A 13,032-nucleotide genomic window follows, 5' to 3' on the forward strand; every position below is an offset into this window, starting at 1 on the left:
ACGCATGATCAAGTCCCTGTCAGCCACCCTACGTTAAACTGGTGAGCTTTTGCTCCCGACCCTATTCGAAAACAGGCGCCAATGGACATTCGACGCACCATCCTCTGGATGATCTTTTCTTTTTCGCTCCTGCTGTTGTGGAACAACTGGCAGGTGTATCAGGGTCAGCCGTCCCTGTTTTCCCTGACGCCGCCGGCTGCGGAAACGGCCAAGCCGACGGACAAGACCGCGTCGGCCGACCGGAAGGACGTGCCCGCCGCGGCCGCGCAGGGCTCGGCCTCGGGGCAGACCGCGGTTCCGGCGTCCGACGCCGCGCCTGAAGGCAAGCCCGTGCACGTGAAGACCGGGGTGTACAACCTGACGTTCGACACGCTGGGGGCGCAACTGGTGCGCGCGGAACTCCTGGACTACAAGAACCAGGAAGCCACCACGGGCATCATCCCCTGGTTCAAGGGGCTGATGGGGCACAAGCCGCCGCAGGACGCGGGCGATGCCATGTATCTGCTGAACGACCAGCCGGGCGACATGTACGTGGCCCAGACCGGTCTGGTGGGCGCGCCGCAGGGGCAAAGCTATCCCACGCATCTGACGCCGTTCACGCTGGTCGGCGACGGCCCGGTGGTCAAGGGCGACACGACCGAGGTCTCGTTCGAGGCCACGGCCGGCCAGGTCCGGGTGGTCAAGACCTTCATCCTGTCGCACAACGGCTATGACATCCGTGTGCGCAACGACATCACCAATCTGGGGGATCAGCCCGTCGATCCGTCGCTGTACCTGCAGCTGACGCGCGACGGCCACGAGCCTTCCAACACGACGGGCTTCTACAGCACGTTCACCGGGCCGGTCGTCTATTCGGCGGAAGACAAGTTCCAGAAGGTGAAGTTCGAGGAAATCACCAAGAACAAGGCCAGCTACATCCAGCAGGCGGACAACGGCTGGGTCGGCATGGTGCAGCATTACTTCGCCACGGCCTGGGTGCCGCAGCAAGGGGTGGTCCGCACCAACCAGGCGCTGGCGCTGCCGGGCAATCTGTTCGCCATCCGCACGATCGAGTCCGTAGGCGCGATCGCCCCGGGGGCCAGCAAGTCGGTGGAGGCCCAGCTGTGGGTCGGTCCCCAGGACCAGCGTGCGATGAGCACGGTCGCGCCGGGGCTGGACCTGGTCGTGGACTACGGCTGGGTGACGATCATCGCCAAGCCGATGTTCAAGTTCATGATCTGGCTGCACGGCCTGGTGGGCAACTGGGGCTGGACGATCGTGCTGCTGACGCTGCTGATCAAGCTGGTGTTCTACCCGCTGTCGGCCGCCAGCTATCGCTCGATGGCCAAGATGAAGCTGGTCGCGCCGCGCATGAAGCACCTGAAGGAAAAGTTCGGCGACGACAAGGCGAAGCTGAACGCGGCCATGATGGAGATGTACCGCACGGAAAAGATCAACCCGCTGGGCGGGTGTCTGCCGATGGTGGTGCAGATTCCGGTGTTCATCGCGCTGTACTGGGTGCTGCTGGGCAGCGTCGAAATGCGCGGCGCGCCGTGGCTGCTGTGGATCCACGACCTGTCGGTCAGCGATCCCTGGTTCATCCTGCCGGCCTTCATGATGCTGACGATGTTCCTGCAGATCAAGCTGAACCCGACGCCCCCGGATCCGACGCAGGCGAAGATCATGATGATCATGCCGCTGGTGTTCGGCGGGATGATGTTCCTGTTCCCGGCCGGCCTGGTGCTGTACTGGTGCGTGAACAACACGGTGTCGATCATTCAGCAGCGGGTGATCATGAATCGCCTGGATCGGGAAAAGGCGGCGTCGGCGTCCAGCTGAGGCTCCGGGATGTTGATATGATGAAGCGGCGCTCTTTCGGGGCGCCGCTTTTGTTTGGACTTCTATTTCTATGAGCGCCTTTTCTTCCGATCCCATCATCGCCATCGCCACCGCTCCCGGGCGGGGCGGGATCGGCGTGATCCGGGTATCGGGGCCGGATCTTCGCGCCTGGGCGGATGCCCTGTGCGGCCAGGCGCTGCGGCCCAGGCATGCGCACTATCTGCCGTTTCGCCATCGGGACGGAGACGTCATGGACGAAGGCCTGGCGCTGTTCTTTCCCGGCCCGCATTCCTATACGGGCGAGGACGTGCTGGAACTGCAGGGGCACGGCGGGCCGGCGGTCTTGCGACGGGTGCTGGACGATTGCCTGGCCCGGGGGGCGGGCATCGGCTTGCGCCTGGCGCAGCCGGGGGAATTCACGCAGCGGGCGTTTCTGAACGATAGGCTGGATCTGGCGCAGGCGGAAGCCGTGGCGGATCTGATCGAGGCCAGTTCCACGGCGGCGGCCCGCAGCGCGATGGCGTCGCTGTCGGGGGCGTTCTCGGCCGAGGTCGATGCGCTGAGCGAGCGCATCGTGCAGCTGCGCATGCTGGTCGAGGCGACGCTGGATTTCCCCGAGGAGGAAATCGACTTCCTGGAAAAGTACCAGGCGGCGGAGCGCCTGGACACGGTGACGGCGGCGCTGGATGGCGTGCTGCGCACCGCCCGGCAGGGAATGGTGCTGCGCGAGGGCCTGCACGTGGTGCTGGCGGGGCAGCCGAACGTGGGCAAGTCCAGTCTGCTGAACGCCCTGGCGGGCGAGGACGTCGCCATCGTGACGCCGATCGCCGGAACGACCCGCGACCGCGTGATCCAGCAGATCCACATCGACGGCATTCCGCTGCACATCGTGGACACGGCGGGGCTGCGCGACACCGACGACACGGTGGAGCGGATCGGCATCGAGCGCAGCTGGGCGGAGATCGCCCGCGCCCAGGTGATCCTGCATCTGCAGGATGCGCGGCATCCGGATGATCCCCTGGATGCGGAGATCGTGCGCCGCCTGCCGGCGGGAACGCCGGTGCTGCGGGTGCTGAACAAGGTTGATTTGCTGTCCGGCGGATCAGACCTGCGGGCAGCCCGTGGTGCGGACGACCAGGACATGCCGGCGGCATCCGAAGAAATTCAGGTGTCCGCCCGCACCGGCGCCGGCCTGGACGTCTTGCGCGCCCGCCTGCTGCGGATCGCCGGCTGGACGCCGGGGACGGAGTCCCCCTGGCTGGCGCGCGAACGTCACGTGCAGGCGCTGGAGGCCGCCCGCGAGCACCTGCTGCTGGCCCGCGAGCATGCCTCGCACAGCGATCAGGTGCTGGACCTGTTCGCCGAGGAACTGCGCCTGGCGCATGAGTCCCTGTGCGAGATCACGGGGCAGTTCACCAGCGACGACCTGCTGGGCGAGATCTTTTCCCGGTTTTGTATTGGGAAGTGAAAGCCGCTTATTCCCCCACCACTTCCGTGTGCACGACTTCCGGCGCCTTGGCGAAATAGCCGCCGACGATGCCGCGCCAGGCCTGGAAGTCCTCGGATTCGCGGAAGTGCTTCATGTGGTCTTCCAGGGTCTGCCAGTGGATCTGCAGCACGTACTGTTCGGGATGCTCGATGACGTGGTGCAGTTCCAGGCGGTGAAAGCCCCGGGCCCGCTGGAACAGGGGCAGGGCTTTTCGTACGCCGGCTTCGAAGTCGGCCTGGGCGCCGGGCTTGACGGTGATGTGGGCCATTTCGCGGATCATGTCGGGTTCCTGTGTGTGGGTTGAGTGACGATGCCCATGATTATGCACCGTGGGCGGCGAGTCCCGGCGGGCTGGCCGCGCCGGGACTCGCCTTCGGGGGCGGCTCAGCCGCCGGTCCTAGCGGCGCATGCGTTCCATGACTTCGTCGGCGATGGCCAGGCAGGACGTCAGCCCCGGCGATTCGATGCCGTACAGATTGATCAGGCCGGACACGCCGTGCGCCGAGGCGTCCTGGATCATGAAATCCGCATCGTGGCCGTCCAGGGCCGCCAGCTTGGGCCGGATGCCGGCGTAGCTGGGCTGCAGGGCGTGGTCGGGCAGGTCCGGCCAGTAGCGGCGGATGGCCGCGTAAAAGCCGTCGGCCCGGGCGGGATCCACGGCGTAGTCGATGGCGTCCACCCACTCCACGTCGGGGCCGAAGCGGGCCTGGCCGGCGAGATCCAGCGTCAGGTGCACGCCCAGGCCGCCGGGCTCGGGCACCGGGTAGATCAGGCGGGAAAACGGCGATTTTCCCGACAGGGCGTAGTAGTTGCCCTTGGCGTAGCGGCCTGCGGGAATGCTGGCGGGCGGGATACCCTGGATGCGGGCGGCCAGCTCCTGGGCGTGCAGGCCGGCGCAGTTGACGACCCGGCGCCCGATGATGTCCATGGGCTCGTCGCCGCCGACGTGCAGCAGGATGCCCGCGTCCGGGCCGCCCAGCACGGCGCCGCCCAGGACCGGGGCGCGCAGCGCCAGCAGGCCGCCGGCGTTTTCCAGGTCTCCCTGCAGCGCCAGCATCAGGCCGTGGCTGTCGATGATGCCGGTCGACGGTGATTCCAGCGCGGCCACGCACTGCAGGTCCGGTTCGCGGGCCCGCGCCTGGCGGCGGTCCAGCCAGCGCAGGTCGTCCACGCCGTTGGCCGCCGCGGCGGCGGCGATCCGGCGCAGGCGGTCCTGCTGCCCTTCCTGGGTGGCGACGATCAGTTTGCCGCAGCGCTGGTGCGCGACGCCATGCGATGCGCAATAGTCGTACAGAGACTTGCGGCCCTGCACGCACAGCCGGGCCTTCAGCGATCCTTGCGGATAGTAGATGCCGGCGTGGATGACCTCGCTGTTGCGCGAACTGGTGGCGGTGCCGATGGCCGGTTCGGCCTCGACGACCAGGGTTTCCAGGCCGGCCTGCGCGCAGGCGCGCGCCACGGCCAGGCCGACGACGCCGGCTCCGATGATGATGCAGTCCAGGGATTCAGTCATGGGACATGTCTTGCGATGGTCGGGCGGATACTGTAGCGCAGACGGCCGAGCCGTTGATGCGGGGCGGGTCGTTCGCTTGCTATTAAATAGCACACGATTTAACATGCGGGATATGGAGCTTCATGAACCCACGACGGCAGCGGAAGGATCTTCCCGGCATCTCACCCTGGATGCCCAGTTGTGCTTCGCCCTGTATTCCGCGCAACTGGCCATGGGCAAGATCTATCGTCGCCAGCTGGCCGGATTGGGCCTGACCTATCCGCAGTATCTGGTCATGCTGGTATTGTGGGAAACCGATGGCCTGACGGTCTCGGCGCTGGGCGATCGCCTGTACCTGGATTCCGCCACGCTGACGCCGCTGTTGAAGCGCTTGCAGGCATTGGGCTTGCTGCGCCGGGACCGCGCGCAGGCGGATCAGCGCCAGGTGCTGGTTTCGCTGACCCCTGCGGGGCGGGCCTTGCGCCGCAGGGCCGAAGGCGTGCCTCAGGAAGTATTGTGCGCCACGGGCTGCACGCCTGCCCAGGCCCGTGTGCTGAAAGCCGATCTGGAAGAATTGCGGGCGCACCTGCAGGGTGCCGCCGCTGTGGAACACCCGGCGAAACAGTGATGGGCCGCGGCCAGGCAGCGCGTCTGCCGGGCCGTCGGCGCCGATCGATTCGCTTCGCCGTCAGGAAAGCCGCCGTTCGTGGTGCCGAGGCTTTCCTTCCGAACCGCGCCACCAGGAGTCCAACCATGACAGTCGAAAACGTTCTCTACACGGCCCACGCAACCGCCACGGGCGGCCGCGACGGCAGCGCCAAATCCTCCGATGGCCGCCTGGACATCAAGCTGTCCGTGCCCAAGGAACTGGGCGGCGATGCCGGTCCCGGCACCAATCCCGAACAGCTGTTCGCGGCCGGCTATTCGGCCTGCTTCCTGGGCGCCCTGAAACTGGTCGCCGGCAAGGAAAGCGTCAAGCTGCCGGCCGATACCCAGGTGACGGGCGCCGTGGGCGTCGGTCCCATCCCGACGGGCTTCGGCATCGCGGTGGAACTGAAGATCTCCGCTCCGGGCGTGGATCATGCGAAGCTGAACGATCTGGTGCAGAAGGCCCACGTGGTCTGCCCGTACTCCAACGCCACGCGCAACAACATCAAGGTCACGCTGACGGTGGCATAAGCGCTCCGGGCGCCGGCCGGCGCCCGGGATCCGGGGTCCGGCTGCGACGCGGCCAAAGGGGGGTGCAAGTGCTTTCCGGAGCGCTGCTCGACGCCGCCATCGTGCGGCTGCTGGCCACGGCCGCCGTGATCATCGGCGTCAGTTGGTCGGTCAAGCTTTTCGGGCCGCTCATCGGCGGCGTCCTGGCGGGGCTGCCCATCACCCTGGGGCCGGGCTTCTATTTCCTGGCGGGCCAGGCGGAGCCTGATTTCGTCGCGCAAACGGCATCCTATGCCCTGCTGTCCCTGTGCGCGACGCAAAGCTTTCTGCCGGCCTACATTCTGCTTGCCAGGCGGGCGGGTCCTGCGACGGCGCTCGCGGGCGGATTGGCCGCCTGGGCGCTGATCGCGTCGTTTCTGCGTTTTCTGCCGTCGCCGCTGTGGCTGGGGCTGCTGCTGTTCGCGGGCGCGACGCTGCTGTTCCGGCGGCTTGCGCGGCGCGCGCTGCTGCCTGTGACGACGCTGGGCGGCAAGGCGGGGTGGGGAACCCTGCTGCTGCGCGGCGTGCTCGCCGGCATCCTGGTGGCGGGCGTGACGACCCAGAGCCATCGCCTGGGATCGACGCTGTCCGGCATCCTCCTGTCCTTTCCGATCGGGTTCAGCGTCATCTCCTTCACTCTGCACCAGCAGATGGGCAACGCCGTCGTCATGGCGACGCTGTATTCCGCCATCCTGGGCACGTCCAGTCTTGCCGGGTTCTGCGCCTTCATGGCGCTGGCCGCGCCGCACATGGGGCCGTATGCGGCGCTGGCCGTCGCGCTGCTCGCCGCGTTCGCCGTCACGTTCATGCTGCTGGCCTGGCGCCGCGCGCAAGCCGTCTGATCCAGGTCATATACCAGCACGCGCCGTATGGATATGATCTTTCCTGAGCGAAATGATTTCGCCTTGGGAGATCGCCATGTCCTCAGAGTCGTCGCCGCATCCGGCGCCTGTTTCTCGTCAGGCGCTGTCCGTGCTGTTTTCCAGCACCTTCGCCTTCACGGTCTGTTTCGCCATCTGGACCATGTTCTCCGTCCTGGGCGTGCCGCTGAAGACCGAACTGCATCTGAATGAAACCCAGTTCGGCCTGCTGATCGCCACACCGGTGTTGACGGGTTCCCTGATCCGGGTGCCTCTGGGCATGCTGACCGACCGTTTCGGCGGGCGGATCGTCTTTTTCCTGGTGCTGCTGATCTGCGTGCCGCCCCTCTACCTGATGGGGCATGCCACGACTTATGCCCAATTCCTGGTCCTGGCGCTGTTCGTCGGCCTGGCCGGCGGCACGTTCGCCGTGGGAACGCCCTATGTGGCCCGCTGGTTCGTCCCGGAAAGGCGCGGCTTCGCGATGGGGATATTCGGCGCCGGCAATTCGGGGTCCGCGCTGAACATGTTCGTCGCGCCCCTGGTGATCGGCGCCTTCGGCTGGGCCATGCTGCCCAAGGCCTATGCCGCGCTGATGCTGGGCACGGCGATCCTGTTCTGGCTGTTCAGCCATTCGGATCCATCCCATCGCATGCCGGCGGGCGCGGGCGTTCTGCAGCAGCTGAGCGTGCTGAAGGACCCCCGCGTCTGGCGGTATTGCCAATACTATTCGGTGGTGTTCGGCGGCTATGTGGCGCTGGCCTTGTGGATCACGAAATACTATGTGGCGGAATACGGCTTCGACCTGACCCTGGCCGCTTTCCTGGCCATGATCTTTTCCTTGCCGGGCGGGGTGCTGCGGGCTCTGGGGGGCTGGTTTTCGGACCGCTTCGGCGCCTACACCGTCACCTGGTGGGTGATGTGGGTGTGCTGGGTGTGTTTCTTCCTGCTGTCCTATCCGCAGACGCAGATGACGGTCCAGACCCTGAGCGGCCCGGTGTCGCTGCACATCGGTCTGAACGCCACGGCGTTCACGATTCTGCTGTTCATCGTCGGGGTGGCCATGGCGATCGGCAAGGCGTCCGTCTTCAAGTTCATCAGCGACGACTATTCGGACAACATCGGCGCGGTGTCGGGCGTGGTGGGGCTGGCCGGCGGCCTGGGCGGGTTCGTCCTGCCGATCCTGTTCGGCATCCTGCTGGACGTCACCGGGGTCTATTCCAGCGCGTTCATGCTGCTGTACGGCGCCGTCTGCGTGTCGCTGGTGTTCATGCACTATTCGTACCGGCGGGCGCCGCGCGCCGGTACGGAATTGGCGGAGTGAATTACCCCCCACACCCCCCGCAGCAGTTGCCGTCCTGGCCGTGGACCGGCTTCAGGGCTTCGTAGCCGGCGTCGGCGACGGCGACCTGCAGGCGCTGGGTGGAGACCTGGGCGGTGTCGAACGTGACGGTGGCTTTTTCGTCGGCCAGCGACACGCTGACCTGCGAGACGCCGGGAATCGCGGCCAGGACGCGGTCCAGCTTGTCGGCACAGTCGGGGCCGCGCAGGCCCACCAGGCGCATGGTTTCGGTCTTCTGGGATGATCGTTTCAGGGTTTCGGCTTGCATGGGTCCTCGCGCGCGGGGAAATGCCCTTGAACGGGGCAGGGTTATAGATACATATAAAATATATCTTAAGATCGGCTAGTATAGCAGTGCCTGTCCGCCTGCGTGTCGAATCGCGCGGCGGGAATCGCGTCGAACGCCGCCGTTGACGCCAGGATGCCCACATGTCCGAATCACCCGTCCGCCGAATCGCCCACCTGGATATGGATGCGTTCTTCGCATCCGTGGAATTGCTGCGCTATCCGGATCTGCGCGGGCAGCCGGTGGTGATCGGCGGGCGCGGCGAACCGCCCGAGGATGGCCGTTACGCGCGGCTGCGCGATTATGTGGGGCGCGGGGTCATCACCACCGCCACCTACGAGGCGCGGGCGTTCGGCGTGCATTCGGCCATGGGCATGATGAAGGCCGCCCGGCTGGCGCCCGACGCCGTGCTGCTGCCGGTGAACTTCGCGGCCTATCGCCATTATTCGCGCCTGTTCAAAGAGGCCGTGGCGGCCATCGCGCCCCGGATCGAGGACCGCGGCATCGATGAAATCTACATCGACCTGACGGGGATGCCGGAGGATTCGGAGACGCTGGCGCGGCGGTTGAAGCGGGCGGTGCGCGATGCGACCGGCCTGGTGTGCTCCATCGGCGTTTCACCCAACAAGCTGCTGTCCAAGATCGCTTCGGACCTGGACAAGCCCGATGGCATGACGCTGATCGGCACCGGCGATCTGCAGCGGCGCATCTGGCCGCTGCCGGTCTCGAAGGTCAACGGCATCGGCCCCAAGGCCACCCGCCGCCTGCAAGGCATGGGCATCGAGACCATCGCGCAGCTGGCGGCGGCCGCGCCGGACCGGCTGCAGGACGCCTTCGGCCTGGGCATGGCGCAATGGCTGCTGGACGTGGCTCACGGCATCGACGACCGGCCGGTGGTCGTGGAGTCCGAACCGCGCTCGATCAGCCGGGAAACGACGTTCGAGCGCGACCTGCACGTGGTGCGGGACAAGGCCGCGCTGTCGGCCATCTTCCGGGAATTGTGCGAACACCTGGCCCGGGATCTGGCGCGCAAGCGGGTGCGCGGGGCCACCATCGGCATCAAGCTGCGGTTCGACGACTTCCGCATCGTGACCCGCGACCTGACCCTGGACGAGGCCGTCGGGGACGTCGACGCCATCCACCGGGCGGCGGGGCAGTGCCTGAAGCGGGTGACGCTGGACCGGCGCCTGCGCCTGCTGGGGGTGCGGGCCGGCAAGCTGGAACCGGTCGACGACGAGAGCGCCGCGCGGCATCCGGTGCAGTTGTCCCTGTACTGATCCGTCCGCCGTAGCGGGCGCGCAGGTCGGTCGTGCGGATCTTCTGCCTCAGAAATCGAATTCCGGCTCGATGGCGTCGCCCGCCCGCAGCCAGTGTTCGCCGTCCGGCAGGGCGGCGATGGCGTTCACGCCGAACAGCACGCCTTGTTCGAATTGGCGGTGCCGCGCCAGGGTGCGGCCCGGTTCGGAGGCGGTGTCGCCGGTCAGGGGATCCACGTTCGGGATCGGGCAGCGGGCGCAGGCCTTCACGAAGGCGAATCCCAGGCCCCCGGTGCGGAAACCGGCCAGGTGGTCCTCGTCGTAGGGCTCCAGGCCTTCCAGCACGATATTGGGCCGGAAGCGGATCATGTCCACCGCCGGATGGCCGTCGTTCGCCAGCTGCCCGTTCAATTCGTCCAGGGAATGCCGGTTGGTGACCAGGAACGGAAAGCCGTCGGCAAAGGCGAAGGCGTGTCGGTCCACGGGCAGGAACGATTGCGGCCAGTCCGGATGGGTCTGGATCCATTGCGTCATGTGGCGCATGCTGGCCAGGCGGTGGGCGCGGGGATGGATGTGCAGCAGGCGGCAGGGCGCGCCCAGGAAGCCGCTGAGCCAGCGCGCGACCTCGTCGCCCTGATCGGCCCCTGCGGTTTCGGTGCCCCAGATGGCGACCGGGACAGCGGGCAGCTCGCCGCCCGTGACCGGCGCGAAGCAGTCCGGCTGGCCGGGCGCCTTCAGCCAGACGCCGTCGGGCTGGGGCGTGGGCCGGATCAGCACCATGCGGGGGTGCTGGCGCTGGGTCATGAAGACGCCCCGGTCGTCGACGATGACCCAGTGGCGGTCGTATTCCAGGCCGGCGCCGCTGACGCGGATGCGGTCGTGGCGGATGCCCGCGCAGGATTTCACGGGGTAGCTGTACAGGCTGTGGATGGCCAGGGGCATGATCGGGGTCGGAACAGGGGGACAAGGCGAATATTCTAATCTCAGGCCGGCGCGCCGCACGGACCCGCGCGAAATGCCGCTCATGGACCGGCCCCGCCCGCGCGCAGGCGGCCGCGCGGCGCCCCGGAAGGGGAAATCCGAAAATGCCGTAGCATGACGGATTCGCCGACATCCTTTGGCGCGAATTCCGCTGGAGCTCCTCATGCCCTTGAAAGACATCCTGGCCGCCTTGGTCGTCATCGTGGTCTGGGGGGCGAATTTCGTGGTCATCAAATTCGGGGTGGACGAAATCCCGCCGATGCTGCTGGGGGCGCTGCGGTTCCTCTTCGTGGCCTTTCCCGCGATCTTCTTCGTTCCTCGCCCGGCCGTCCCCTGGCGCTATGTGGCGGGATACGGGGCCACCATCTGCCTGGGACAGTTCGTCTTCCTGTTTCTCGCCATCTACCTGGGCATGCCGGCGGGGCTGGCGTCCCTGGTGCTGCAGGCGCAGGCGTTCTTCACGGTGGCGATCGCGGCGCTGGCGCTGCGCGAGTCCATCCGCGCCCATCATGTGCTGGGCATGGGACTGGCCGTGGCGGGCCTGGTGATGCTGGATGCCGGGGCGGATTCGACCGCGGTGCCGCTGACGGGCTTCCTGCTGACGCTGCTGGCGGCCTTCAGTTGGGCCTGCGGCAACATCGTGCTGAAACGCGCGGGCCAGGTGCGCATGTTGTCCATGGTGGTGTGGGGGGCGCTGCTGCCGCCGATTCCGTTCCTGCTGCTGTCGGCCGCGTTCGAAGGCCCGGATCGCATGCTCGACAGCTTGACGCATCTGAGCTGGCGGGCGGTGGGGGTCGTGGTGTATCTGTCGGGCGTGGCGACGCTGGTGGGGTATGTGCTCTGGGGCCGTTTGCTGTCGCGCCATCCCGTTGCGCGCGTGGCGCCGCTCAGCCTGCTGATCCCCGTGGTGGGGCTGTTGTGCGCCGACTGGACCCTGGGCGAACGCCTGGGACCGTGGCAGTGGCTGGGCGGCGGTGTGGTATTGATCGGACTGACCGTCAACCTGTTTGGCGCCCGGTGGGCCGCATGGCTGCGGAACCGCGCGCAACCGACCTAAAATACCCCTTTTGGCGTTTTGACTGGAATTCATACCCATGACCATTGATCGCGCAGGGATCAACGCCCTGATGGAAATTACGTCGCGCCCCGAACTGGTGTTCGTCAGCGGCCAGGGCGCCTGGCTGCAGGACAATGCCGGCAAGCGTTATCTGGATTTCATCCAGGGCTGGGCGGTGAACTGCCTGGGGCATAACCCGGCGCCCATGATCGACGCCCTGGCGCGGCAATCGCATGCGCTGATCAATCCTTCGCCGGCTTTCTACAACCAGCCGTCCATCGATCTGGCCAGGCGCATCGTGGAAGCGTCCTGCTTCGACCGGGTGTTCTTCGCCAACAGCGGCGCGGAAGCCAACGAGGGCGCGATCAAGCTGGCCCGCAAATGGGGCCAGCTGCACCGCAAGGGCGCCTACAAGATCATCACTTTCGACCACAGCTTCCATGGCCGCACGCTGGCGACCATGTCCGCGTCGGGCAAGGCGGGCTGGGACGTGAAGTTCGCGCCCCAGGTCGACGGTTTCCCCAAGGCGGACCTGAACGACCTGGATTCCGTCCGCGCCCTGATCGACGATCAGACCGTGGCCGTGATGCTGGAGCCCGTCCAGGGCGAGGCCGGCGTCATCCCCGCCACCCGCGAGTTCCTGCAGGGCCTGCGCGCGCTGACCCGCGAAAAAGGCCTGCTGCTGATCGTGGACGAGGTGCAGACCGGCATGGGCCGCACCGGCCGGATGTTCGCCTACCAGCACGCCGGCATCGAGCCCGACATCATGACCCTGGGCAAGGGCATCGGCGGCGGCGTCCCGCTGTCGGCGCTGTGCGCCCGCGAGGCGGTCTGCTGCTTCGAGCATGGCGACCAGGGCGGCACCTACAACGGCAATCCCCTGATGACGGCGGTCGGCGTGGCCGTGTTCGACGTCCTGGCGGCCCCCGGGTTCATGGAATCGGTCAACGAACGCGCCCGCCAGCTGTCGGCCGGGCTGATGGCGCTGTCCGACAAATGGGGCATGCGGGGCGAACGCGGGGTCGGCCTGCTGCGCGCGCTGATCATGGACCGCGACGACGGCCCCGCCCTGGTGGCGGCCGCCCGCGATCGCGCCCCCGAAGGCCTGCTGCTGAACGCGCCGCGCGGCAATCTGCTGCGTTTCATGCCCGCCCTGAACGTGTCGACCGAGGAAATCGACACCATGCTGGCCTGGCTGGATGCGCTGGTGAAGCAGGTACGCGGCTGACGAGGGCCGCGTTCCGACGGACGCGG

Annotated in this window: 13 protein-coding genes; 9 read left to right on the forward strand and 4 right to left on the reverse strand. The window is 67.1% G+C overall.

Annotated features, from left to right (window positions below; all coding sequences use genetic code 11):
- Positions 1-81: 81 nt before the first annotated feature.
- On the forward strand, positions 82-1,818 hold the full coding sequence (yidC, locus tag Q0263_RS07410) for a membrane protein insertase YidC (RefSeq protein WP_298014896.1): 1,737 nt from the start codon (positions 82-84) through the stop codon (positions 1,816-1,818).
- A gap of 70 nt (positions 1,819-1,888) precedes the next feature.
- Positions 1,889-3,286 carry a tRNA uridine-5-carboxymethylaminomethyl(34) synthesis GTPase MnmE gene (mnmE, locus tag Q0263_RS07415; RefSeq protein ID WP_298014897.1) on the forward strand — a complete coding sequence of 466 codons (1,398 nt, stop codon included), beginning with the start codon at positions 1,889-1,891 and terminating at the stop codon, positions 3,284-3,286.
- 7 nt (positions 3,287-3,293) lie between these two features.
- Here mnmE and Q0263_RS07420 read toward each other — a convergent pair whose 3' ends face one another.
- Positions 3,294-3,587: an antibiotic biosynthesis monooxygenase family protein gene (locus Q0263_RS07420; RefSeq protein WP_298014899.1), complete on the reverse strand. Its 294-nt coding sequence runs from the start codon at positions 3,585-3,587 to the stop codon at positions 3,294-3,296.
- Between the two features lie 117 nt (positions 3,588-3,704).
- Complete coding sequence (locus tag Q0263_RS07425; RefSeq protein WP_298014901.1) at positions 3,705-4,820, reverse strand: NAD(P)/FAD-dependent oxidoreductase; 1,116 nt, start codon at positions 4,818-4,820, stop codon at positions 3,705-3,707.
- 112 nt (positions 4,821-4,932) lie between these two features.
- Here Q0263_RS07425 and Q0263_RS07430 point away from each other — a divergent pair, with 112 nt between their 5' ends.
- The 4 genes from Q0263_RS07430 (at position 4,933) to Q0263_RS07445 (ending at position 8,180) form a co-directional block, all read left to right on the forward strand.
- Positions 4,933-5,427, forward strand: coding sequence for a MarR family transcriptional regulator (locus tag Q0263_RS07430; protein WP_298014903.1), 495 nt, complete (start codon positions 4,933-4,935; stop codon positions 5,425-5,427).
- 125 nt (positions 5,428-5,552) lie between these two features.
- Positions 5,553-5,978 carry an organic hydroperoxide resistance protein gene (locus tag Q0263_RS07435; RefSeq protein WP_298014905.1) on the forward strand — a complete coding sequence of 142 codons (426 nt, stop codon included), beginning with the start codon at positions 5,553-5,555 and terminating at the stop codon, positions 5,976-5,978.
- A 62-nt stretch (positions 5,979-6,040) separates the two neighbouring features.
- The gene (locus Q0263_RS07440; protein ID WP_298014907.1) at positions 6,041-6,838 is read left to right on the forward strand and encodes a hypothetical protein; all 798 of its coding nucleotides are present in this window, start codon (positions 6,041-6,043) and stop codon (positions 6,836-6,838) included.
- Positions 6,839-6,914: 76 nt separating this feature from the next.
- Positions 6,915-8,180: a nitrate/nitrite transporter gene (locus tag Q0263_RS07445; protein ID WP_298014909.1), complete on the forward strand. Its 1,266-nt coding sequence runs from the start codon at positions 6,915-6,917 to the stop codon at positions 8,178-8,180.
- Between the two features lies 1 nt (position 8,181).
- Here the strand turns inward: Q0263_RS07445 and Q0263_RS07450 are convergent, their stop codons facing one another.
- The gene (locus Q0263_RS07450) at positions 8,182-8,466 is read right to left on the reverse strand and encodes a heavy-metal-associated domain-containing protein (protein WP_298014911.1); all 285 of its coding nucleotides are present in this window, start codon (positions 8,464-8,466) and stop codon (positions 8,182-8,184) included.
- Positions 8,467-8,627: 161 nt separating this feature from the next.
- On the opposite strand from Q0263_RS07450, the gene dinB reads away from it, so the two are divergent.
- On the forward strand, positions 8,628-9,761 hold the full coding sequence (gene dinB / locus Q0263_RS07455; RefSeq protein ID WP_298014913.1) for a DNA polymerase IV: 1,134 nt from the start codon (positions 8,628-8,630) through the stop codon (positions 9,759-9,761).
- A gap of 48 nt (positions 9,762-9,809) precedes the next feature.
- Here the strand turns inward: dinB and Q0263_RS07460 are convergent, their stop codons facing one another.
- Entirely contained in the window at positions 9,810-10,682 is an 873-nt protein-coding gene (locus Q0263_RS07460) for an MOSC N-terminal beta barrel domain-containing protein (RefSeq protein ID WP_298014915.1), read from the reverse strand.
- Positions 10,683-10,884: 202 nt separating this feature from the next.
- Here Q0263_RS07460 and Q0263_RS07465 point away from each other — a divergent pair, with 202 nt between their 5' ends.
- Positions 10,885-11,778 carry an EamA family transporter gene (locus Q0263_RS07465; RefSeq protein ID WP_298014917.1) on the forward strand — a complete coding sequence of 298 codons (894 nt, stop codon included), beginning with the start codon at positions 10,885-10,887 and terminating at the stop codon, positions 11,776-11,778.
- A gap of 37 nt (positions 11,779-11,815) precedes the next feature.
- Entirely contained in the window at positions 11,816-13,006 is a 1,191-nt protein-coding gene (locus Q0263_RS07470) for an acetylornithine transaminase (RefSeq protein WP_298014919.1), read from the forward strand.
- Positions 13,007-13,032: the final 26 nt, after the last annotated feature.

Origin of the sequence: uncultured Castellaniella sp. (assembly GCF_937988725.1) — a bacterium.
Taxonomy (GTDB): Bacteria; Pseudomonadota; Gammaproteobacteria; order Burkholderiales; family Burkholderiaceae_B; genus Castellaniella.